This window comes from Pseudomonas sp. FW306-02-D09B, assembly GCF_058782685.1.
Genome location: NZ_JBYSXY010000019.1, coordinates 57,382 through 79,684 on the forward strand (window position 1 = coordinate 57,382; position 22,303 = coordinate 79,684).

General features: G+C 53.8%; 22 protein-coding genes, 1 tRNA gene and 4 pseudogenes. 12 read left to right on the plus strand and 15 right to left on the minus strand.

What is annotated here, in order from left to right; genetic code table 11:
* Positions 1 to 16: 16 nt before the first annotated feature.
* The 5 genes from AC3WK5_RS25200 to rtcR form a co-directional block, all read right to left on the minus strand.
* Entirely contained in the window at positions 17 to 361 is a 345-nt protein-coding gene (locus AC3WK5_RS25200; protein WP_256585255.1) for a hypothetical protein, read from the minus strand.
* A gap of 216 nt (positions 362 to 577) precedes the next feature.
* Positions 578 to 1,255, minus strand: coding sequence for an SOS response-associated peptidase family protein (locus tag AC3WK5_RS25205; RefSeq protein ID WP_103317959.1), 678 nt, complete (start codon positions 1,253 to 1,255; stop codon positions 578 to 580).
* 354 nt (positions 1,256 to 1,609) lie between these two features.
* Positions 1,610 to 2,020 carry a hypothetical protein gene (locus AC3WK5_RS25210; protein ID WP_103317956.1) on the minus strand — a complete coding sequence of 137 codons (411 nt, stop codon included), beginning with the start codon at positions 2,018 to 2,020 and terminating at the stop codon, positions 1,610 to 1,612.
* A complete protein-coding gene (locus tag AC3WK5_RS25215; protein WP_492574156.1) occupies positions 2,017 to 2,190 on the minus strand; it encodes a hypothetical protein in 174 nt (57 codons plus the stop codon). Before AC3WK5_RS25215 ends, AC3WK5_RS25210 begins: the two co-directional genes overlap by 4 nt.
* A 66-nt stretch (positions 2,191 to 2,256) precedes the next feature.
* The gene (rtcR, locus tag AC3WK5_RS25220) at positions 2,257 to 3,855 is read right to left on the minus strand and encodes an RNA repair transcriptional activator RtcR (protein ID WP_103317954.1); all 1,599 of its coding nucleotides are present in this window, start codon (positions 3,853 to 3,855) and stop codon (positions 2,257 to 2,259) included.
* Between the two features lie 203 nt (positions 3,856 to 4,058).
* Here rtcR and AC3WK5_RS25225 point away from each other — a divergent pair, with 203 nt between their 5' ends.
* The 5 genes from AC3WK5_RS25225 to rtcA all read left to right on the plus strand — a co-directional run bounded on the left by AC3WK5_RS25225 (position 4,059) and on the right by rtcA (position 10,396).
* The gene (locus tag AC3WK5_RS25225) at positions 4,059 to 5,609 is read left to right on the plus strand and encodes a TROVE domain-containing protein (protein ID WP_103317951.1); all 1,551 of its coding nucleotides are present in this window, start codon (positions 4,059 to 4,061) and stop codon (positions 5,607 to 5,609) included.
* A gap of 366 nt (positions 5,610 to 5,975) precedes the next feature.
* Entirely contained in the window at positions 5,976 to 7,202 is a 1,227-nt protein-coding gene (locus tag AC3WK5_RS25230; protein ID WP_103317949.1) for an RtcB family protein, read from the plus strand.
* A 5-nt stretch (positions 7,203 to 7,207) separates the two neighbouring features.
* Entirely contained in the window at positions 7,208 to 8,548 is a 1,341-nt protein-coding gene (locus AC3WK5_RS25235; protein WP_256585254.1) for a HEAT repeat domain-containing protein, read from the plus strand.
* A gap of 19 nt (positions 8,549 to 8,567) precedes the next feature.
* Positions 8,568 to 9,356, plus strand: a complete 789-nt coding sequence (locus AC3WK5_RS25240) for a nucleotidyltransferase domain-containing protein (protein ID WP_103318059.1) — start codon at positions 8,568 to 8,570, stop codon at positions 9,354 to 9,356.
* A gap of 8 nt (positions 9,357 to 9,364) precedes the next feature.
* Positions 9,365 to 10,396: an RNA 3'-terminal phosphate cyclase gene (gene rtcA / locus AC3WK5_RS25245; protein WP_103318056.1), complete on the plus strand. Its 1,032-nt coding sequence runs from the start codon at positions 9,365 to 9,367 to the stop codon at positions 10,394 to 10,396.
* A gap of 246 nt (positions 10,397 to 10,642) precedes the next feature.
* On the opposite strand, the gene AC3WK5_RS25250 is transcribed toward rtcA, so the two are convergent.
* Positions 10,643 to 11,002, minus strand: a complete 360-nt coding sequence (locus tag AC3WK5_RS25250; RefSeq protein ID WP_103317947.1) for a DUF3630 family protein — start codon at positions 11,000 to 11,002, stop codon at positions 10,643 to 10,645.
* Positions 11,003 to 11,540: 538 nt separating this feature from the next.
* Between AC3WK5_RS25250 and AC3WK5_RS25255 the strand changes: the two genes are divergently transcribed.
* Positions 11,541 to 12,002 (plus strand): hypothetical protein, encoded by a 462-nt coding sequence (locus AC3WK5_RS25255; protein WP_103317945.1) that lies wholly within the window; start codon positions 11,541 to 11,543, stop codon positions 12,000 to 12,002.
* A gap of 311 nt (positions 12,003 to 12,313) precedes the next feature.
* The gene (locus AC3WK5_RS25260) at positions 12,314 to 12,946 is read left to right on the plus strand and encodes a LysE family translocator (RefSeq protein WP_103317943.1); all 633 of its coding nucleotides are present in this window, start codon (positions 12,314 to 12,316) and stop codon (positions 12,944 to 12,946) included.
* Between the two features lie 84 nt (positions 12,947 to 13,030).
* On the opposite strand, the gene AC3WK5_RS25265 is transcribed toward AC3WK5_RS25260, so the two are convergent.
* The 4 genes from AC3WK5_RS25265 to AC3WK5_RS25280 form a co-directional block, all read right to left on the minus strand.
* The gene (locus AC3WK5_RS25265) at positions 13,031 to 14,287 is read right to left on the minus strand and encodes an aminotransferase-like domain-containing protein (protein ID WP_103317941.1); all 1,257 of its coding nucleotides are present in this window, start codon (positions 14,285 to 14,287) and stop codon (positions 13,031 to 13,033) included.
* Between the two features lie 62 nt (positions 14,288 to 14,349).
* Complete coding sequence (locus AC3WK5_RS25270; RefSeq protein ID WP_103317939.1) at positions 14,350 to 15,495, minus strand: trans-sulfuration enzyme family protein; 1,146 nt, start codon at positions 15,493 to 15,495, stop codon at positions 14,350 to 14,352.
* Positions 15,492 to 16,976 (minus strand): AmmeMemoRadiSam system radical SAM enzyme, encoded by a 1,485-nt coding sequence (gene amrS / locus AC3WK5_RS25275; protein WP_103317937.1) that lies wholly within the window; start codon positions 16,974 to 16,976, stop codon positions 15,492 to 15,494. The genes AC3WK5_RS25270 and amrS overlap by 4 nt, the downstream gene beginning before the upstream one ends.
* Positions 16,977 to 17,076: 100 nt before the next feature.
* Positions 17,077 to 17,796, minus strand: a complete 720-nt coding sequence (locus AC3WK5_RS25280) for a YczE/YyaS/YitT family protein (RefSeq protein WP_103317935.1) — start codon at positions 17,794 to 17,796, stop codon at positions 17,077 to 17,079.
* Positions 17,797 to 17,996: 200 nt separating this feature from the next.
* On the opposite strand from AC3WK5_RS25280, the gene AC3WK5_RS25285 reads away from it, so the two are divergent.
* The gene (locus AC3WK5_RS25285) at positions 17,997 to 18,428 is read left to right on the plus strand and encodes an Lrp/AsnC family transcriptional regulator (protein WP_019578517.1); all 432 of its coding nucleotides are present in this window, start codon (positions 17,997 to 17,999) and stop codon (positions 18,426 to 18,428) included.
* A 17-nt stretch (positions 18,429 to 18,445) separates the two neighbouring features.
* On the opposite strand, the pseudogene AC3WK5_RS25290 reads toward AC3WK5_RS25285, so the two are convergent.
* Positions 18,446 to 18,829 (minus strand): annotated as a pseudogene (locus tag AC3WK5_RS25290) (DeoR/GlpR family DNA-binding transcription regulator); the annotation flags it as partial.
* Between the two features lie 96 nt (positions 18,830 to 18,925).
* Positions 18,926 to 19,003 (minus strand): annotated as a pseudogene (locus AC3WK5_RS25295) (IS3 family transposase); the annotation flags it as partial.
* 19 nt (positions 19,004 to 19,022) lie between these two features.
* On the opposite strand from AC3WK5_RS25295, the pseudogene AC3WK5_RS25300 reads away from it, so the two are divergent.
* Together AC3WK5_RS25300 and AC3WK5_RS25305 are read left to right on the plus strand one after the other, a co-directional pair.
* Positions 19,023 to 19,097, plus strand: a pseudogene (locus AC3WK5_RS25300) (hypothetical protein); the annotation flags it as partial.
* A 67-nt stretch (positions 19,098 to 19,164) separates the two neighbouring features.
* Positions 19,165 to 19,260: pseudogene (locus AC3WK5_RS25305) on the plus strand (transposase domain-containing protein); the annotation flags it as partial.
* Between the two features lie 243 nt (positions 19,261 to 19,503).
* Here AC3WK5_RS25305 and AC3WK5_RS25310 read toward each other — a convergent pair.
* Positions 19,504 to 19,591 (minus strand) — tRNA-Ser (locus AC3WK5_RS25310).
* A 124-nt stretch (positions 19,592 to 19,715) separates the two neighbouring features.
* On the opposite strand from AC3WK5_RS25310, the gene AC3WK5_RS25315 reads away from it, so the two are divergent.
* The gene (locus AC3WK5_RS25315; RefSeq protein WP_054596977.1) at positions 19,716 to 20,387 is read left to right on the plus strand and encodes a Bax inhibitor-1/YccA family protein; all 672 of its coding nucleotides are present in this window, start codon (positions 19,716 to 19,718) and stop codon (positions 20,385 to 20,387) included.
* 64 nt (positions 20,388 to 20,451) lie between these two features.
* Here the strand turns inward: AC3WK5_RS25315 and AC3WK5_RS25320 are convergent, their stop codons facing one another.
* Both AC3WK5_RS25320 and AC3WK5_RS25325 read right to left on the minus strand, forming a co-directional pair.
* Entirely contained in the window at positions 20,452 to 20,781 is a 330-nt protein-coding gene (locus AC3WK5_RS25320) for a YceK/YidQ family lipoprotein (RefSeq protein ID WP_103317930.1), read from the minus strand.
* A gap of 57 nt (positions 20,782 to 20,838) precedes the next feature.
* Positions 20,839 to 21,276: an Lrp/AsnC family transcriptional regulator gene (locus AC3WK5_RS25325; protein WP_019690796.1), complete on the minus strand. Its 438-nt coding sequence runs from the start codon at positions 21,274 to 21,276 to the stop codon at positions 20,839 to 20,841.
* A gap of 133 nt (positions 21,277 to 21,409) precedes the next feature.
* Between AC3WK5_RS25325 and AC3WK5_RS25330 the strand changes: the two genes are divergently transcribed.
* Positions 21,410 to 22,303 (plus strand): DMT family transporter, encoded by an 894-nt coding sequence (locus tag AC3WK5_RS25330; RefSeq protein ID WP_103317928.1) that lies wholly within the window; start codon positions 21,410 to 21,412, stop codon positions 22,301 to 22,303.

Sequence of the window (22,303 nt, forward strand, 5' to 3'; positions counted from 1 at the left end):
TGGTTGCGCAACCTCTCTAATACCTCTCGGGGCACTTGAAGCCCCAGCCATCAACTATCAGATCTTTTACTTCTTCGCCAGTGGTGGTGATGCCTAGACATTCCTTGTTTCTCTTGTAGTTGAACTCGCAATATTGCACCCCTTGGGTGCATCTTTCGATTTCACTAATACCCATGTTTTTAAGTATTACTGCAGTGCCAGCCGGCTGCATCTCATTCGGTAAACCTGGTTTCCAGCCATGTTTAATCAATGCTTTTCGTGCATTTAAGAATGACATTCCTTTTTTAATCGGAACATCTGTTGCGTTCGCAAAAAAGCTAACGCAACAAAGCAAAATGCAAGCAACAAGGTGTGGTTTCATTTAAGCGATCCGCCAAAGCTCTTGTGTGTGAAACCAGATAGTCCCATTGCTGTAATGCAATGGTCTCTCCATGAGCTTATCGTAATGTTTAAAAAATCTGTCGGCCGCCATGGTGGAGAAAAACGCTACGGATGACGCCGTTTGCCAATCGTATGGTGCCAAGCCGGGGGAGTGATGCCTACGTGAATTGCAGGGCTCAGCGGGACAAATAGCAATTCAGACCGGTTTGATCAGACTCGCGCCTTGGTTGCGCACATTACCAATGGCTGCGCTGACCTTGAACCATTCGAAGGCCTCGGACGGCTCTCCCTGTTGAATCATCATATGCTCGGCGCGCTCCTTGGATGTGGTCGGGTCGAGCCATTCCCGTGCCACCTCGGGCGCCAGTGTTACCGGGCGTTGATCGTGGATGTCCACCATGCCGCCTGCCGAATCGGCAGTGATGATCACGAAGCCGTCATACTCGCTCGGCGCGTGGTCGCCGATCGGAAACTGGCCGATAGCAGCGCACAGGATCGGTGAGCCGTCCCGATGCCGGATCAAATAGGGTTGCTTCTTTGGCCCGCCCTCATCGACCCACTCAAACCAATTGTTGATGGGAGTGATGGCTCGGTGTGGCCAGATCGCCCGGTAGAATGGGCTATGCGCTACCTTTTCGACTCTGCCGTTCGGTTTCGCTGGCTGATCGGTTGCCCAATGCGGTCGCCAACACCACCTGACCAGGTCGGCGTACAGCGTGTCGCCCTCCTGGTGAAAGAGGGCGACCCTTGTTGTGGGGGCGACGTTGTATTGCTCGAGCGGCTGGTCGCCAACGGTGTTGACCAGAGCATTGGGCATGCTCAGCGCCGCCACGAAGTCGTGGATACCCTTGTATTGCGAAAGTCGTCCGCACATGGCTGAACCCTCAAGTTCAACCCTGAGTTTAGACGATCGTTTTCGGGCGCTCTATGAGGCCGTCCAACATACTGCCGAAGCAGTGCGCGCATTTGGGAGGGTGGGCCAATGTGGGGTTTTGATGGGAGCTTGAGTGGGCTAGAACTCTCCTGAGTTACACGCGCCAGCCTGCACAGACACCCGATTGGCTCATGGAAGAGCGCACGCCCGACTTGCCCCGGCGCATGCTCGACGAATTATCGGCATCACCGACGACGGCGACCGAGGACTGATCGCTCTGGCTGCGTGCCAGGCGTCTGTGAGGGGGGGGCACACTGAAGCGCAATGACCGCAATTTTCGGCAATGGTCGGTCGCTAGCCCGCGCCGCGCTTACTTGGTTTTGGAGGTGCGTCAGGACACTCATCGGCCCATCGCGTAACCGTCATGTCATTGAATTGCTCGCCGATAGTGTCTACGCGCAGGCAAATGCCGTTCTTTGTGTAGAACAAGATGCAACGCGAGCTATCAAAAGAGCAGACATCGACCTCATAGTACTTGTGCGCAGCCAGCTCACGCTCCACGCCACTATATTCATAGCCGTCGGCGGTATGCATCCGTGTCGGCGTCCATCCTTGTTTGATGAGCTTGGCCTTGGCCGCGACCAAGGACTCACCGACGGCGATGCCTGCCGGCCCGCGCCTGTCGTTTGTCGCCTGCGAGCCATCCGCAAACGCTGCACTGGTGCCAATGCAGAGGGCGATGAACGCGAGGATCGAAAGCTTCATTTAACGCTCCCTCCAGCCGATTTGTAGCTCGCCAAAAATTTTGAACATTCGACATACGGTTGCGGCGGGTAATGATTCGCTTTGCCAGGCCCTTCGGGAAGTGCCGCCCACCTCGTTGCCGCCTTCGGCACGGCTTCGGGGATGTCGCCAGCCTTGATTTTGTGGATCACACCAAGGATGCGACAGCACCGCCAGTTAGAGGGGAAATGCGGTGGTGCAGGCAGCTGAGCGCAGCATTAATCTGACAATTGCTTCCAGTCGAGGGCGAAGCGCGCCAGGTATTTGCGCAGACGATCAGCATCGTTCGGCTGTGCTTTTGCCTGGCGGGACACATCAAATAACCGGCGTCCCGCATCGGACAGACTGTCCGCCTGACGGCAAACTTCAAGTACTGCCTTGAGTTGCAGGCGATCGAACAGATCCAGTTCGACGTCTTCACCGAGCAATCGGTCCAGTCCGTCGTGTGGTTGTGTCAGCCCCCAGGCGTAGCGCAGGCGATCAATTTCCTCCTGAACTTGGGCTTCATCGATCCGTCCGCTGTCGGCCAGTGTCGCCATGCGGGTGATGGAGGCCGACAGCTCTCGGAAGTTGCCCAGCCAGGCCGCTTCACTTGAGCTGGCGAAGGTCAGATAACGACGCCGCGCTTCGAGGTTGAAGCGCACCATATGACCTTGTTCACGGGCGTGGCGCTCGAGCTCGAAATCGATGTTCGGCTCGATGTCTTCGCGGCGACCGGCCAGGCCGGGAAGGTCGAATGTCCACAGGTTGATCCGCGCATACAGGTCTTCGCGAAACAATCCTTCTGCCACGCGGTTGCGCAGGTCGCGGTGGGTGCCGGCGATGATCAGGAAGTTGCTTTCCACTTCCTTGTCCGAGCCCAGAGGAAAGAAGCGTTTTTCCTCAATGGCCTTAAGCAGCATGGCTTGTTCATCCGCCCCCAGTTCACCAATTTCATCAAGAAACAGCATGCCTCCATCGGCCGCTCGCAACAGGCCGTCGCGGGCGTTTTGCGCGCCGGTGAAAGCACCTTTGATGTGGCCGAAGAGGGTCGACATGGCACCGTCACCTCGAAGCGTAGCGCAGTTCACTTCGACGAAGTGGCCCTGTATCTGGTGGCGACTGCGCTTCAGCTCATAGATACGGCGTGCCAGAAAGGATTTGCCTGCACCTGTCGGGCCGATTAGCAGCATTGGCGCTCGTGAACGCACCGCCACGCGTTCGATTTGTTCGATGGAGCGGTTAAACGCTGCGTTTCGGGTGGCAATCCCGGACTTGAGAAAAGCCAGGCCTTCCAGGCGTTTATGGGCGAAGCGTGTGGCGATGCGGTCGTAGCGCGACAGGTCGAGGTCAATCAGGGCGTGGGTGCCGATGGCGCGCTCTTCCTCGTTAAGTCGGCGAGCGGGAGAGGTCTGGATCAGTCGCGCCGGTAGGTAGCGGGCTTCGGTGAGCAGGAACCAGCAAATCTGCGCTACGTGGGTCCCGGTGGTGATGTGCACCAAGTAATCCTCGTGCTCGGTATCGAACCTGTAGGCCGTCGTGAAATCGTGCAGCGCCCCGTACACTTCTTCGAAATCCCATGGGTTATGCAATGACATAGGGTGCAGGTGCACTTCGGTTTCCGGCGAGACCTGACGGATGTCTTCGCGAACGCGCTCTGCCAAGCTGACATCTCGGGCGTCGACGCCATGGATCAGCTCCAGCCGATGGATCAACACATCCGGTTGCTGGCACAGGCCAACACTCGGTCGCCAATGACTCCAGCGATTGGCGCCTTTGCCGACACGATCAAGTGTAGAACCGATGAAACCGATGGCGACCGTGCGTTTGCCTTGCATTCTTATACCAAAAGATAAATAGCGATATGTAAGGATAGATAATCGTCTGTCTGTTTGTCTCGGAATGGATGGCTGAAATTAAAAAAATAAAAAATAATCGTTATAAATCAAATAGATGAAAATATTTTTTTCGAAAAAATATACCTGGCACGTCGGCTGCAATATCTCTGGCAACGAACAAGACAACAGAGCGAGACGCCACGATGGCTAACTTCAAGCTGTTCAACACCCAGCAGGCAGCGGTACCGGCATGCGGCACGCTGAATGCGGCTCAGGCGCCGGCTTATGCCTATACAGCCAAGCACAAGCTGGCCCAACTGGCGGTGACCGGTTGCCTGAACCAGACCTTTTACGCATCGGCCGAAAGCCAACTGGAAAACGTGTTGCAGCTGGTGGCCGAGCTGGACAGCCGCTACGTGGCCAAGGCCGCTCTTTACGCTCGTAAAAAAGGCCACATGAAAGATATGCCGGCCTTGATGCTTGCAGCCTTGACTGCACAGCGCTCGGTACTGGTACCGGAGCTGTTCGAGCAGGTGGTGGATAGTGGCAAGATGTTGCGCAATTTCGTCCAGATTCTGCGCAGCGGTGTGACGGGGCGTAAGTCGCTCGGTTCGCAGCCAAAACGGCTGGTGCAAAACTGGTTGAACAACGCCAGTGAACGTCAGCTGCTACAGGCATCAATCGGTAATCAGCCATCTTTGGCGGATGTGGTGAAGATGGTTCACCCTAAACCCCAGGAAGCCTGGCGTGCAGCATTCTTCGCTTGGTTGATCGGTAAGCCGGTGGATGTGCAGGCGCTGCCAGAACTGACGCGCTCGTTGCTGGCGTTTCGAAGCGGGGAGAGGGATGAGGTGCCACAAGTGCCGTTCCAGTTGCTCGGCAACGAAGCGCTGAGCAAAGAACAATGGGCGACTCAGGCACGGAACATGGGTTGGCAGGCGCTGCGTATGAACCTCAACACCCTGGCACGCCATGGCGCGTTCCAGGTGCCAGGATGCACCGAGTATGTAGCGGCCCGCTTGGCGGATGCCGAAGCAGTGACCAAGTCACGGGTTTATCCGTACCAGTTGCTCGCCGCCTATCGCATGAGCGGTGATGACGTACCGCAAATGGTTCGTGAAGCGTTACAGGATGCGCTGGAGATGTCGTTGGCTAACGTGCCTGCGCTGCAAGGTTCGGTGATTGTTTGCCCGGATGTCTCGGGCTCGATGCACAGCCCCGTGACTGGTTATCGTCAGGGAGCGACCACGGCAGTACGCTGCATTGATGTTGCTGCGCTGGTGGCTGCGGCGGTATTGCGCAAGCAGCCGGCCGCTCGGGTGATGCCGTTTGAAATGCAGGTGGTGGATATTCAGCTTAACCCTCGCGACAGTGTAATGAGCAATGCCGGAAAGCTGGCGGCCATTGGTGGTGGCGGGACTAACTGCTCGGCGCCGCTAGTGAAACTGGCAAACGTCAAGGCCAAGGTCGATACGCTGATCCTGGTTTCGGATAACGAATCCTGGATCGATGTGCGGCGCCACGGCGCCACAGAGACGATGCGGCAATGGGAGCGCATCAAGCAGATCAACCCGCAAGCGCGGCTGGTGTGCATCGATATGCAACCCGGCGCCACAACACAGGCGGCAGATCGTGAGGACATCCTGAATGTCGGCGGTTTCAGCGACGCGGTGTTCGATGTAATCGAACAGTTCACCATCGGTAACTATGGTGCGCAACATTGGGTAAAAGCGATCGAGGCAATGGAACCTTGATCGGATACGCAGAAAATTGATTTTGCACAGGCGCTGAATGCCGATGGGACTACATCCAAAGACGTCTCGTCAAACCCTTGTCAGTAAGTGTGAAAGGCACGAATGCCGGTTGGCTGTACATCTAAGACCGGTTAACCCCGGTGCGCGGTAACGCGCAACAGCCACTAATTTCTTGTCGTGCCACCTTTTTAAGATTTGCCCGGCGAATGCCGGTGGAACTACAGGACAACGTGGTCGCGGGTTCGAATCCCGCCAGCCGAAAGGCTGTAGCTCAGCGGTAGAGCACGATGCATGTTTCACCAAACCTTGTCGCCTCAGGTACCAGAACAACGCCGAACAATCGGCCAATAGAAAAGAACTGAAATCATGCAAGAACATACCTACCAGCTGCTGGAAGTCGCCAACGGTAAACCGATCAAGCTCTGGACCCAGGGCGTCCCGGTAGAAAACGAAGCCAAGCAGCAATTGATGAACACCGCAAAGATGCCGTTTATCTTCAAACACCTTGCGGTGATGCCTGACGTACATCTGGGCAAGGGCTCGACCATCGGCAGTGTCATTCCTACCGTTGGGGCGATCATTCCGGCCGCAGTCGGGGTGGATATCGGTTGCGGCATGATCGCCGCGTGCACATCGCTGACGGCCAGTGATTTGCCAGACAACCTGCACGGCTTGCGTTGCGCGATCGAGAAAGCGGTGCCTCACGGGCGTACATCGACGCGTTCTCGCCGAGACAAAGGGGCCTGGGACGATATCCCGCAACAAGCCGATCAGGCTTGGGCGGCACTGGATCCGCGGTTCAAGGCGATCACCGATAAGTACCCGAAACTCGCCAACACCAATAACCGCGGGCACTTGGGCACGCTGGGCAGCGGTAATCATTTCATCGAGGTATGTCTGGATGAAGCCAACCGGGTCTGGTTCATGCTGCACAGTGGTTCTCGTGGTGTTGGTAATGCCATTGGCAACCTGTTCATTCAGTTGGCCCAGGCGGATATGCGTCAGCACATCGCCAATCTGCCGGACCGCGACCTGGCCTACTTCGAGGAAGGCAGCCAGCACTTTGATGATTACGTCGAAGCAGTCGGCTGGGCGCAGGACTTTGCCAGGCAGAACCGTGCATTGATGATGCAAGCGGTGATCCAGGCGACACGGCAAGTGATCAGCAAACCCTTTGAGGTTGCGCTGGAAGCGGTGAACTGCCACCACAACTACGTGCAGAAAGAGCGGCACTTTGGTGAGGACATCCTGGTAACCCGCAAGGGCGCAGTCTCGGCGAAGAAGGGCGAGTTGGGGATTATTCCGGGATCGATGGGCGCAAAAAGCTTCATTGTCCGCGGGCTTGGTAACGAAGAGTCGTTCTGTTCCTGCAGCCATGGCGCTGGCCGCACCATGAGCCGTACCAAAGCGAAAAGCTTGTTCACCGTCGAAGATCAGATCCGTGCCACCGCCCATGTGGAGTGCCGCAAGGATGCTGCCGTCATCGATGAAATTCCGATGGCCTACAAGGACATCGACCTTGTCATGCACGCCCAGCGCGAGCTGGTGGAAGTGCTGCACACCTTGCGTCAGGTGGTGTGCGTAAAAGGATAGAAAAAATGGGATACATGAGGGAGCTGGAGCACCTGCAAAATGGACCCCACCAGCTGACGGACTACGAGTCAGGACGACTGCAACAGGTCCTGGAAACCCACAACGAAGATGATGCGTTGATCGCGTTAAGTCGCTTTGGCAGTGGCTTCGTCCGGGAAATCGCTGTACGTGCGCTCGCAGCGCATGCCTCGGTCGAAGTACTGGCAGCGCTGGTCGAGCGTCTCAATGATTGGGTGCCTCAGGTTAGGCAGCAGGCAATCAGCAGTATCAGGAAATACCTGGTGCTGGAGCACGCAGGCCTGTTGCTACAGGCACTTGTTCCGTTGATGGCGCTGGCTGACAAGGGGCGTGTGGATCATGACGCAACACTGTCCGAGATTCGTGTCGTTCTCAAAGCTGCGCAGGCTCGGATGGATGTTGAGGCGGCTTTCATGGTTTGCCGTGGCAGAGCCGCACGATTTCTTTTCGAGTTAATGCTTGAGGAGGCGACGGATCCTGCTGTGTTGTTGGAATTGGCGCTGACCCACGGCGAATTGACTGTGCGCCAGATCGCGGTCGATGCCTGCGCGGGACTGCCTGCGGCACAGGCGGTGCCGTTGCTTGAGCGCGCTATGGAAACACCGGGTGCCAGTGTGCGAGTAAAGGCTCTGCGGGGGTTGCTAACCTTTTCTGAAGATCCGCGTGCACACTTGCGAGCGGCCATGTTGGACGCTTCCGCAGCCATGCGTTGTCTGGCTCGTTGGGCAGCACCGCGGTGGGAGCTCGATTGCCGCGATGTCTTGCAGGCAAGGTTGGCCGAGGCTGCACCTCGTTCGAAACGCGAGTGGCTAGGGCTTGTCGGGCTCGCCAAGGAACTCAATGAGCCGCAAGCGGAATCGATGTTGGTGCAGGCACTGGCAACGACTTTTCCCTATGTCCGTTTGCAGGCGTTAGAGGCCCTTGGCGAGAGAGGCTTGGCACAACAGATCAACGCCTTGAATGACCCTCGGGACAAGATGTTCAACTGCGCTGCTGCCTTGCTCGAACAGCGCCCTTGGCAAGACTTTGACGGGGCTTTGGAGTTGCACCTGAACACGCGCTGGTATGAGCTGACCGACCATCGTCGTAACACGTTGTTGAGGCTCAAGCCGTGCTGGCGGCAGTTGGAATACTTGCTTCGGCGCCATGAACAGGCCCCTGCCGATTCGGCTTACTGGCTTGAACGGATTGGTCGCTGGTGCGCGGTGCAATACACCTTGGTCGATCCACAGACACCCAGGGTTGTTCGTGAAGCGTTGTTACAACGTTTACAAGCACTGGAAAGCACGGGTGAGTTACCTGCGGGCACAATGAGTCGCCTGCATTAAGGATGAAGGAACGATGGACATGACTTGTGAAGAGCGCCACCCGCTCAGTGGAGTAATGCGCGAGCGGGTACTTGAGGAATTGGCGCGCATAGAGCGCGAACGTAACGTCACTGTGCTTTACGCCTGTGAATCCGGCAGTCGGGCCTGGGGTTTCGCCTCGACTGACAGCGATTACGATGTACGTTTTGTGTATGTGGAGAAAACCGACTGGTTCGTCCAGGTTGATACGCCAAGGGACGTGATCGAGCGCCCGTTGGACGATGAGCTCGACATCAGCGGTTGGGAGTTGCGCAAGACCTTGGGGTTGTTGCGCAAATCCAACCCGACCTTGTTGGAGTGGCTCGATTCGCCGCTGGTGTATCGCAGCGAGTCTGCTGCGACCGGGCGTCTGCGAGAATTGGCGGAAGCGTTCTACAGTCCACCGGCAGCACGTAACCATTACCTGTCGATGGCGAAGAAGAACTTTCGTGGGTACCTGCAAGGCGACAGCGTGCGTTTCAAAAAGTACTTTTACGTACTGAGGCCGTTGCTGGCCGTTCGCTGGATCGATCAAGGGCTGGGCCGCCCGCCAATGACGTTCTCTGATCTGCTGAACACAGTAGATGACCAGCCGTTGCTTGATGAAGTCGCGGAACTGCTGGTCCTCAAACGCAACGCCGATGAAAGCGCATATGGCCCCAGGCGTCCCGCATTGCACGCGTTCATCGCCGCAGAGTTGGAGCGTGCCGTACCCAAACTGCCGCGCACTCAGGAAGACTCGCGATTGCTGGACGACTACTTGAGAGAGACCGTCAAGCACTACGCATAAGGATGAAGATGAAACAGGAAGTGATTGAACTGGACGGCGCCATTGGCGGAGGTCAAGTGTTGCGCAGCGCTTTAAGCCTGTCGATGGTGACTGGTCTCGCGCTGCATATTAAAAACATTAGAGCCAAACGCAGTCGACCCGGATTGTTGCGTCAGCACCTAACCGCAGTACTGGCGGCGGCTCAGGTCTGCGATGCGAAAGTGCAGGGCGCCGAGTTGGGCTCGCAAAGCGTGTCCTTCGAGCCGGGCCCGATTCGCGGCGGGGACTTCAGCTTTGCTATCGGCACCGCTGGAAGCTGCACGCTGGTGCTGCAGACGCTGTTGCCAGCCTTGTTGTTGGCGCCTGAAGCCAGTCGCGTACGTATATCCGGTGGCACTCATAACTCGATGGCTCCACCCTCCGACTTTCTGCAACTGGCCTGGTTGCCGCAAATGCGGCACATGGGCGCGAAGGTTGAGCTGCAACTGTTGCGCCACGGTTTTGTGCCGGCCGGGGGAGGAGAGGTCGAGGCGTTTATTCAGCCGTCGACACTGGTTCCGTTACACCTGCTGGAGCGGGGTGCCTTGCTCACACAACGCGCTTGTGCGCTGGTTGCGGGCATAGCGTCGAATGTTGCCGAGCGTGAACTGGATCGGGTCGCCAAACGGTTGGAAATGGCGCAAGACGAATTGCAATGTGTCGCTCTTGATCAGGAATGTGGGCCGGGTAACGTCCTGCTGCTGGAATACGCTTTTGAGCACGTCACAGAAGTGTTCAGCGCATTTGGCCAAGCGACGCTTCGCGCAGAAAAGGTGGCGGATGGCGCAATCAACCAGGCGGTGGATTGGTTGAGCGGAGGGGCTGCGGTGGCCGAACACCTTGCTGATCAATTGCTCTTGCCCATGGCGCTGGCGGGCGGAGGAAGCTTTACCACGCCGCGGATGACCGAGCATCTGCAAAGCAATATCGCGGTGATTGAACGCTTCCTGCCGATGACAATCGATTGCCAGGAGGATGGACCAAACAGGCTCAAGGTTGAGTGCAAGCGCTCTATCCAGTGATCCGCTTTACTGATACTTGATCACGAAGCCTTTGAGTTTCTGGCCCTGAATGGTTTTTATGTCGCGACCCCATAACGGTCCGCTGATATAGGCTGCCACTGCTTGGATGTGGTTATAGACCACTACATTGAGAAGCCAAAAATGAGCACATACCTTAGCGAGGAGGAAATGCGCTTGGCGCTATTTGGCGCCTCAATCCAAATCGAGCATCAGACGCCGCCGGAACAACCTGAGCCGAAGGTTGAATCAACGCCGCAACCTAGCCTCCAACTCCGTTAACAGATGGCTGGGTTGATGTTGACCCTCAACATGAAATGCCCCCAGTGACTGACGCACCGCAGTTTGCAGCTTATCCGGGTTCATCAGGTCGTGATCTGGAGGCGGCAGGAGGACGCTGATGCCCTGATAGTGTTCGAGATGAAGCGTGATGACCTGCCCCTCTACGGCCAAGTCCCAGTAACGTTGATCGATTCCGTCAGCTTTCTCAACCCATGTCCCCCCGAGCCCTTGTTCAAGAGCGCGAGCAACATTTTCGAAAAGCTGCCAGTCAGAGGACTCGGAAATTTTTATTTCTGTGGGGCGAATGGGTGGTTGGTCATTTTGCATTTCGAATGATATCTCTGGTCCGTAGGATGGGAGATTCGGAGTCCGCTTTCGACTCGCTATACTGTGAGGTTGAGACGGATTTGTGCACCGTCGGGCAAGTCGTCGATTTCCTTGGCGAGGTGGCCTGAAACTGCCACCAGCTCGTGTAGTGAGATCGTTGCCAGATTGCCCCCTTCATACTCCCCACCCAACACGGCAGGTATTTTCAGGCAGTACTTGTACCCAGGATGAAGCAGGCCAAGTCCATCGTATCTTTCAGCTCTTGGGCTGCCTTCTTGTAAACCACATCATTCGCGTAATAGTCCCTCGGCGTTTCCTAGTTTTTTTTCGAACGCCCTGACAGGTTCTTCTTTGGCCGTTAACCCCCACTCCCGGGCAATATTGAACACATGGGAGAGAGTGGCGACTTCTCGTACAGACCTGTACGGACCCTAATTTACACAACAGGACTTATGTAACCCGACAATACGCCGATACCGTGCAGCGGCACGGAAGCACGGAAGCAGCACTCACTCCATAGAAGGCAGGAACCTGAACAATGTTTGAACACATCTGGCGCAGCATCCATTCCCCAGGTTACTTCCCCAATGTACTGGAGTGGATGATCAATATTCTCCTCAACCCATTCATGGTGATTATGTGCCTGATGGTCGGAGCGCTGGCCGGTAAATGGTGGAGAGCCATCCCCTACGGCAGCCTCATTTGTTATGTGGTGTTCCTGAGCCGGTCGTCATTCTATCGGTGGGGAAGCATTTTCCCCGAAGCCGGCCTGCCTGCACTGTTCATTGATGGCGCACTGTTGGCCCTCCTTGGCTTCTATTTGAAAGGCGTACTCAGAACCCGCTCAGAAGCAAAAACCGAAGGCCATTGGTTGCGCTGGCTTTATCAAAGCCTGAAGGTCGTCATGCTGACAGTTATGGTGATGTTCTGGGTACTCGTCGTGCTGTTTGTCGTGACCTTCACCGTCTCGGTCGCTACCCAACCGTCATTGGTGCACTGACCCACCTCCTGCTTGCTAGGGTCTGTACGAAAAGTCGCCGAGTGGCGATCAGGCAAGGCAAAAAACAGGCGAGGAGGCGGAATTTACGGGTTTTAAATGAGCATTCCGAGCCTGGCCGGCGTCATCGTCGAAGGCGAATGGCATGTCGGCCGTGTTTAGTAAGGCTCATCACAGAGCGCACCTTAATAATGAAGGAAAAATCAGAATACTTCGTACAAAATTATCGAAAAAGCCTGTGTGGAAATTAATAATTAATTCATAAAAAAATGCACTTCCCCTAACCTTTAAGTATCAATTGCGGAGGTGTATTTATGTTGATTTTCATTAAGTCGATGATCATTGGGCTTTGTATTGCAGCCCCTGTGGGACCCATTGGGCTGTTGTGCATACAGAGGAGCCTTGCGCTTGGATGGAGAGCAGGTCTCGCGACAGGGCTAGGGGCGGCCACAGCCGATTCGATCTATGGATATGTCGGTGCGCTGGGGATCACAGTCATCATAGCGACACTCATTAGCTTTAAACCATGGTTGTGTATTTTGGGGGGGATGTTCCTTGCGTACATTGGTTATCAAACAATAAGATCGAAAGCGAGTTCAACAGCCCTGGCGGGTGAACGAGCCAACCTGTTAAAAGCCTACTTGAGTACACTGTTTTTAACACTGTCGAACCCAATGACCATCCTGTCGTTTATTGCGATATTTGCTGCCATGAGCGACGGCATGGCTAATGATCAAAGCGCTCAGCACTCAGTGCTGCCTATGGTGACAGGTATATTTCTAGGCTCGGCTGTCTGGTGGCTGGGTTTGAGCGGATTCTCCTCCATATTCAAGACCAGAATCTCCCAATCAACGCTCAGGTTGATCAACTATTTTTCCGGGTCAACCATAACCATTCTGGGTGCCTACCAAGTAGCCACTGGCGTTATGCTCGCCACAGGAGCTTAAGCGGGAAATGAGACAAGGCTTATTTCTCATTGACTGATGAGTAAGCCTTGGCATCAATCCCCTACGGTCTAACGGGAGGATGCTTTACTGCATTCTGGATTCAATGTACGCCCTGAGGCTGCCTATCGCTTGTTTGATTTCTGATTCTGTCGCATTGCTAAACGATAACCTGACCTGAGTGACAGCCTCATTCGTCAGCGAAAACAAGGAAGTGGGAAATACAATAACCTTGAAGTTCCTGGCGCACTCGCACATTTCAAAATATTCAAAGGTGAAAGGCAGCTGTACATTGATGAAAAAGCCTCCCTCTGGATGGTTCCAGGTGACACTTCTTCGAGAATCAGCCTTGATTGGGAATTCACGTTCAAGGCATTCAATCATATAGTTTCTTTTTTGTCTGTAAGACAACACTCTTGGTTGATTAAGCTCTTTTAAAGAGTAATTGTTCTCTATCAGCAAACCTCCGACAACTGCTTGGCACAGGGCAGGTGTATTGACGGTGATCAAGCTTTTGGATTTACATAATCTGGCGCTAAAGGAAATCACCCCAGTGCTCTCTGGGGCGACTATATAGCCCATACGCAATCCCGGAAAAATTGACTTTGCAAAAGAGCCAAGAAGGAATACTCGACTACTGTCGATCGACTTCATCAAGGGGATTTTATCTCCCTCGTACCTGAAGTAGCTGTAGGCATTATCCTCCAGGATAAAAAAATTCATTTCATTGGCCAAGGAGAGCATGGCCTTTCTGTCTTCATAGGAAAGGCTGTTAGCAGTAGGGTTACTAAAATCTGAAATCGCGTACAGCGCTTTTACCTTTTCCCCCCTGGACTCAAGATCTTCAGCTACCTTGCGCAGGGCAGATGGATCGAGGAAGGTGTCCTCGGGAACGGGTACAATTTTTATTCTTAATAATTTCGCGATACCCGTTATTCCGGAAAATACAGGGTCAGGCACTAATAAAACACCACTTCCTTCAAAAATTGATAGCAGTGTCAAGGTAGCAGCTTCCTGAAACCCCATACACACGACAATATTTTCAGGGTTGAAAATCTTTATGCCTTCATCCACCTGCAAGTGTTCGGCTATTATACCGTTGATAATTCCGGTGGTTTTTCCATATTGGCAAAGTAGTGTCGCGAGTGAGTGTTCCGTATCGACGGCGTATCGTGTATAGCTGGCCAGCCCTTTATCGATGAGGGACAGGTCGCATTGCTTGTCGTCAGGTCGACCGGAAGCGAGAGAGATTGCCTCTGGATTTTCACTGGAAATGGAATTTAGAAGATGGATAACGTTCAGAGTAGGGTCTTCGAATATCGTTTTTTCGAGTACGCTGGGCAATCTCGCTTCTCCATTAAAAAGCAACGAGCCGTTGAAGGCTCGTTGCTCATGATTAACATCTGTTACGCAGGGTTAAGTGCACTTTTTTGAGCGGCCATATTTTCCATGGCTACAAATGCCTGAAGCAGATCCTCTTTAAGATCCTCAAGGGCCTCCAAACCAAAACACAATCGAACCAAACCCTTTTCAATTCCCATATCCGCTTTTTCCTGCTCAGTCATCGAGGCATGGCTTCCACTAAAGGGTTGCGCAACCATTGACGTGACACAGGCCATTCCCGTACCCGTCCCAAACCATTTGAGGGCGCTGGTGAAGGTTTTGTAAAAGGGGACCAGATCGGGCCGAATATCAACAAACACAATGCCACCATAGCCGGTCAATTGTTTACCATCGACTCGTGGATAATAAACATGCTCAATAAAGGGCAGTTCCCGCAGATAGTTGAGCATGCTGGAGGTTGTGTTGCTGTGTTTCTCCATGCGCAGGTTAAATGTCTGCATGCTTCTGCGAAGCAACCATGCGCTATTAGGCGCTAATATTGAGCCTGAATAAAAGCGGCCTTCGAGGAGGCGCGTATAAATCATTTCGTTGTTGACGAGTACCAGGCCGCCCATGACATCGCTATGCCCGGAGAAATACTTCGTAGCGCTGTACAGAGAAATATCCGCGCCAAAGTTCAGAGGCTTTTGAAATGTCGGAGTGGCCCACGTGTTGTCAACGACCACCAGAGCGTGTGGGTTGTTTTGCTTAACCGCCTTGCTGACCGCATGAATATCAATATCTTTCAGAAAGGGATTGGTCGGTGTTTCGAAAATGACCATGTCCACGTTCAACGGCAACTCTTTCAATCCACTTTTCGTGGTGAGATCCAGAATCGTCAGTTTCGCACCGATACGTGCCGCATATCGCTGAAACAGCTTATAAGAACAGCCATAGATATATTTGTTGATCACCAGCGACCCACCGGGCTTCAGCAGCTCCAGAACCATGTAGATGGCGCTCATTCCGGTGCTGTAGGCCAAGGCGTATTCGCTTCCTTCCAGTGCAGCGACAACCTGTTCCAGCTCAGTCACATTGGGATTGGCTTTTCTCGAGTAGAAGAACGCCGAGTCAGCGCTAAAAGCGCTGCACTGATAAATAGGCGTCACGGATGGGTGGGCCTCTCGGTCATCGACCCTGATATGGAGTATTTCAGTAGACACGTTCATGATTTGCTCACCAGTTTGATAACCTGCTCATACATGTTCTGCTTGCCTTCATACCCAATGGTCGGCGTGATGTCGTTTTGCGAAATACCAATCTCTTCAATCGACTCGGTTGGGAAGTGAGCCCTGTCGAATACTTCATGAAGATTTGAGTTCACCCCCTTGGGAAGCCAGACTTCAGGGCCTGATTCATCAATTCGTGCCTTGGCAATAATAAATCGATAGCTTTCGTACGGCCGCAATGTCAGTGATTTCCAATCACTGTTGAACCCGTCGGTATAGTTGCGCCGCAGGTAGACGGTCTGTTCAAAGTCTTCAGTATTCAGTACTTGGGCGTGCAGCGATACGATATCCCCATGCCACTCGAACTTTCGCTTCTCGTAAGAGGTCAATGCAGCCTCTCGCAGTTCAATAGGCGTGTTCGCTTTGTGTTCACCCAGTAACTTGAAGTGTGCGTCGTGCCCACACTGGGCACAGCAGCCGTTGCTATCCAATCCGACTATTTCAGCATTCAAACCGTAGCGGGTAACGAGTAGAGCGTTACAATTATTGCAGCTGGTATTGGTGCCCTCGACATCATTGACGTTACCCAGATAAACATGCTCAACCCCCATGCTCCGGGCAATGTCCCGAGCCTTCAGGAGTCTATCCACGGGCGTCCTGATGCTATTGCTCATTTTATAATCAGGGTGAAACCTTACAAAGTGGAGCGGTACATTCGGGCCCAGTTCATCCAGTACCCACTGGCTAATTTTCCTGGCGGTATCCTCATCGTCACTGATATCGGTAACCATCAAGGTGCTGACTTCAACATATTTACCAGCATCGTATACTTTCTTGATGCCAGCCAGAACGGGCTCTACCCAGCCTGTTGTGACTTTTCGATAGTATTCGGGTGAGATGGATTTTAGTGAAATGGAGAATATGTCGATGACTGGCAATAGTTCATCAATGGCTTCTTCACTGATAAAAAAAGCTGATTTATATAAATTGATTAAGCCCGCTTCCTTTGCCAGCTTTGCCGTGTCGAGGATGAATTCATGCCAGACGACAGGGTCGTTATACGTCCAGGAGATAACGCGTATACCCTGCTTCAAGGCAGTTTCTACAACCTGTTCAGGCGTATAGTAGTAAACATCTTTATCTGTCACGTACTTGGCCTGGGAGGTCTTCCAATTGTGACAGTAGCCGCAGTTAAGCATGCAGCCGATATTGCCTAGGGAAAGGATTCGCTCTCCGGGAGCAAAGTGGAATACCGCCTCGGTTTCGATGGTCTCTTCGGTGCTGTGAACGCCTTTGCCATAATTCAATGTAACTAACCGGCCGCCTCTGTTTCCGCGCACCTTGCAAAAACCTACTTTACCCTCCTGAATGACACAGTTTCGGGGAGAAAGATGACACTTTACAACGCCGTTCGGGAGTATTTCTTCCAACTTTGCAGGCGTGCTTTCCAAGGTCCAGTTTTTATTTTTTGTAGTGTCCATCTCTCACTCCTCATCTCACGGAAGTTACTGTCAATATCATCGGTTGAAATAGTCGAGGCGAAACAATCCCGCTGCCACAGTGGCGGCAATCCCCTGGTAGTTATTGATAGGCGGAAGAAACGCGGGTCAATCCATAATTCTTAAGTGAAAAACGCCTGGCGTTTATATCCATGAATGGCTGTATAAGAGGGCCTATGACCAACAAGAATGCAATGGTTCCCACACCGAAGGGTCCGCCTAGAAGCCATCCGGTTGAAAAGATGCCAATTTCAATTATCATTTTGGCTTTGGTGAATGACCACGCCCATTTGGACACCATGGTGAGCACCACAAGGTCCATGATTCTGATACCAATACCGCTCATGATAATCAGTGCAGACGAATAAGCACACAGCATCAGACCCATCGCCAACATCGTGTACTCATTCACTCTGACAATCAAATACTCTCCAAGCCCCAGCACGGACCAGAGGTCAATCAACAGACCTGTAAGTGTGGTTGTAATAAATGGGCTTATCGGAGGGTATTTCTTGTTCCAGAGCATCCACCACAGCAGAAAGAATAGAGAAACAATACCCGAACAAACGCCCATTCCAAGCAAGAGTATTTTATTTATCGAGATGATCAGGACATCTAAGGGGTCAGTCCCCAGTTGACTGACTATGAAAAGCTTAGCCCCCACCGAGAAAAGGGCGACTCCAGCCAGGTACATAAAAATCTGATCCATCTTGAAATCACGAAAACTTAGGACTTGCGTTCCAATATAATTCGCGAATGATGAATAGGGCTTTTTTTCACACTTTGTTTTTTCATCTTCCATACGAGCACCATCCTTGGAGGAGAATATTTTATTATGCAGTGCGTAACGCTAAGGATTCAGAGCTATTGATTGCCGGGGTTCTTGTTAGGCTTTGCCGGGCTGCAAATAGACTAGCACTCTGCTTTATTTTGGTGCATTATTTTTTAATGAAAACCGCGTGCTTTTCATTAAAATTTATACTTTTTGCCGGGGGAACTTACATGGATCGTATAGACATCAAAATCTTGGGGAAGGTGCAGGACTTTGGTCGCATTTCCATCACGGAGTTGTCCAAGCATGCAGGTCTTTCTATTCCCGCCACCACTGATCGGTTGCGAAAGCTCGAAGACTCTGGGGTCATCAAGGGTTATAGCGCTCAGTTAGATCCAACCAAGCTAGGGTTTGGCATATCTGCTGTCGTCGGCATGACCACCCTCAAGCCTGCGAAATCCAAATTGATAGCGACGCTCAACGACATACCCGAAGTCGTTGAGTGCCTGCACGTCACGGGTAACGACTCCTATCTGATCAGGATCTATGCCAGGTCAATGGCCGATATCGAAAATATTATTGCGAAGATCAACGCGTACGGTGAGACACGTACAAGCATCGTCTTGTCTGTCCCTATCGAGAGAAGAAAGCTTGTCCCTTGAGCCTGTACATAGAACAGTCAGCTGTTGGCTACTTCAAGGGTGATCATTTTGTGTGCCCGGAACGGCACCAGCAGCGATTCATCTGCCCCTGAATCGGTAATCAACGTCCGCGGCCCTTTGAGGGGAGACCAATATTGCTGGAGGGCGTGCCCTAATTTTGGGGCGTCAGCCAGCACGAAGGTCTGTGCCGCTTGCCCGATCATGTTTTCTTTGAGGTAAGCCTGTTCGGCACTGGCTTCGCAGAGCCCTAACTCTGCAACAACGCCATCGGCGCTAAGAAAAATCTTGTCGGCACTCAAATGTTCCAATGTCGCCTGCGCGGCCGCCCTGAAGGTCGACATGCTGGAGGCCCGCAGTTCGCCACCAAGCAGTGTGATCCTGGCCTCCGGGAGCCGAGCAAGGGTAACCGTCCGGCCAATTCACCTTTCTGACCTCGACGCCAAAGGCAATGGTGTCCACCTAATTTGAACTGACCAAAAAGTTGGACGATTATCTGTCTATGCCTGAGCGGCCTGAGTTCTGTATTCAACAGGGCTCAGGCCGTTTAGCTTCAGTCTGATGCGTGAGTGATTGAAAGTTCTGGTGCTTGACGGCGTGGGTATCTGGCTTGCGGCGCGAAGGCTGAATCAGGGCAAGTTTCACTGGGCAGGTACTCGGTACGGCTCGGAAGTCGAACTCGACAGCGAGCAACTTCAGGCCTTGGTGTTGGGGGGGCCTTGGCAACGAGTTGGCGCAGGTGGCGGCGATCATGAGTCTGATCCAGTCGGCACGCATGAACGGACATGATCCGTATGCCTATCTGGAAGATGTGCTGACACGGCTGCCGACATAGCGGGTGAGTGATATCGGGCAACTGCTACCGCATCAGTCGGTGCCGGCCTGACTTACGCAAGGTGAGTTGGGCGTACGCTTACTCTGCGCTTCCTTCAGGTGTTGCTTCAGGAGCGCCAGAAAATATTCAAAAAACTAGCCGCGGGTCGAAAAGCCATGCCTCACCCAGTGTATGGGCTGGTAGGTTTTTCCAAACCCCAGAAACGAAAAAGCCCTGAATAATCAGGGCTCTAACGTACAAATATGGCGGAGGCGATGGGATTCGAACTCATGGACCTGTTACAGTCGACGGTTTTCAAGACCGTTGCCTTAAACCACTCGGCCACACCTCCGTATTGCGTTGCGGGCGCCATAATACCTGAATGAAACACACTGTCAAACTCTCTGCGTAGCTTGTTACAGAGCGTCTGTTATGATCTTTGCGACTGAACGTTTCAAACCAACAGGAGTGTCGCCATGCGCGAACAGGATTACGCAGTTAATAACAGCGTGCAGGCTGAGCAGCTAGAGGTTAGCCGCGTCCTGCGCAACACTTACGGCTTACTCGCCCTTACGCTCGCATTCAGCGGTGTGATGGCGTTCGTCGCTCAGCAGATGCGCGTCGGCTACCCGAACGTGTTTGTGGTGCTGATCGGCTTCTACGGGCTTTTCTTTCTGACCAACAAGCTTCGTGACTCGGCCTGGGGCCTGGTGTCGGCGTTTGCCCTGACCGGTTTCATGGGGTTCCTGCTGGGCCCGATTCTCAACCGTTACCTGGGCATGCAAGGCGGCGCTGAAGTGGTCAGCTCGGCTTTCGCGATGACCGCACTGGTATTCGGTGGTTTGTCGGCCTATGTGCTTATCACCCGCAAGGACATGAGCTTCCTCGGTGGTTTCATCACCGCTGGTTTCTTCGTCCTGCTGGGCGCGACGCTGGCGGGCATGTTCTTCAAGATCAGCGGTCTGCAACTGGCGATCAGCGCAGGTTTCGTGCTGTTTTCTTCGGTCTGCATTCTGTTCCAGACCAGCGCCATCATTCATGGCGGCGAGCGTAACTACATCATGGCGACCATCAGCCTGTATGTATCGATCTACAACCTGTTCGTCAGCTTGTTGCAGCTGTTCGGCATCATGGGCCGCGATGACTGATCGCCAGCCTTGAGCAAAAAACCCGCTACGGCGGGTTTTTTGTTGTCTGGTATTCGAGCTGGGCTCACTCGGTGACGATGATGCTGCCATCGGCCTGTTGTCGGTAAATGGTGTAGGGCAGCAACACAGTGTCGAGAGCACCGGAAATAACGGCGTCTATCAAGACGATAATCGTGGCGTTGTCGTATTTCTGCGCGTCGACGCCTGAGCGTAGGGGAGCATACAGCGTGCAGAAATCGTAGGTCACGCCGCTGTAGATTCGAGGGACGGCGCCGCAGTAGCTTTTCTGTTCCTTGAGGCTCTTTATGGCCGCATCGTCGTGGCGCACCACTGTCTGGATGGTGCCGCACCCCGCGAGCATCAGTGCTGCCAATAACATTGCCTGAGCTTTCATACCGCCAATCCTTCGCCGGAAAGTCCTCAATCTACGCGGTTCGAAACAAAACAGCACTCACGCCATCGGCGGCAACCGCCGTTTCACCGGGGTCTTCTTGACGATTGCAGTATTGGTTTCGGCATAGCTGTTGAGGCGGTCGAGCAGGGTGTCCAGCTGTTCCATCGAACGCACGTGCAGGCGCGCGATGAAGCAGTCATCGCCGGTGACCTTGTCGCATTCGGTGAACTCGGGAATGGCCTGGATCTGCCGTTCGACATTCTGCAACTGGCCGGGCAACGGGCGAATACGCACGATGGCCTGCAGTTGATAACCGAAGCATTTGGGATCGATGTCGACGGTGTAGCCCTTGAGCACGCCACGCTCTTCGAGTCTGCGCAGGCGCTCGGCGACGCTGGGTGATGACAGGCCGCTGATCTGTGCCAGGGCCTTGAGCGAGCGTCGGGAGTCTTCCATGAGGGCGGCGATCAGCAGTTGGTCAATGTCGTCAGTCATACAGCCCCCGATTAGGCAAATACTGGAATCTGCCTTGATAAAAAAGGTGAACTGGCAGTTTAGCCTGCATTTGACGCTGGAGTGGCACGGCGCTGGATTGGCATACTTTGGGCTCATATCGAGGAGCCTGATCATGGATAAAACACTGCGTCGTGGTTCGTTGGAAATGACCGCCGCTATGCTTATTTCCGGGACCATCGGATGGTTCGTGCTGGTTTCCGGCCAGTCTGTGCTGGACGTGGTGTTCTGGCGCTGCGTGTTCGGTGCTGCGACCTTGCTGCTGATTTGTGCAGTGTTCGGCTTTCTGCACCCGGGCATTCTGACCCGCACCACGTTCCTGTTGGCGGTGCTCAGCGGCGTCGCGATTGTCGGTAACTGGGTGCTGTTGTTTGCCTCCTACTCACGAGCGTCGATTGCCATCGGCACTGCGGTCTATAACGTGCAACCGTTCATGCTGGTCGGTCTGGCTGCGTTGTTTCTCGGCGAGAAGATCACCGCGCAAAAGCTGTTCTGGCTCGGGGTTTCATTTCTCGGGATGCTGGCAATCGTCAGTGCCCATGGCGAGCAGGGCGCGGGGGGCGGTGAATACTTGCTGGGGATTGCACTGGCCTTGGGCGCCGCGCTGCTTTATGCCTTTGCCGCGCTGATCATCAAACGCCTGACCGGCACACCGCCGCATTTGATCGCGCTGATTCAGGTCTGCACCGGCGTGCTGTTGCTTGCACCCTGGGCGAATTTTTCCGCGTTGCCGCAACAACCCAGCGCCTGGGCCAGTTTGCTGACATTGGGCATCGTGCACACCGGTGTGATGTATGTGCTGCTCTACGGCGCGATACAGAAACTGCCGACAGCACTGACCGGTGCACTGTCGTTTATCTACCCGATTGCGGCGATTTTCGTCGACTGGTTCGCCTTCGGCCATCACCTCGAACTGTTGCAGTGGATCGGTGTGGTCGCGATTCTGCTGGCCGCTGCCGGTATGCAACAGGGGTGGGGCAACGGCGTCCGTAAAGTCGCGACGCAGTGA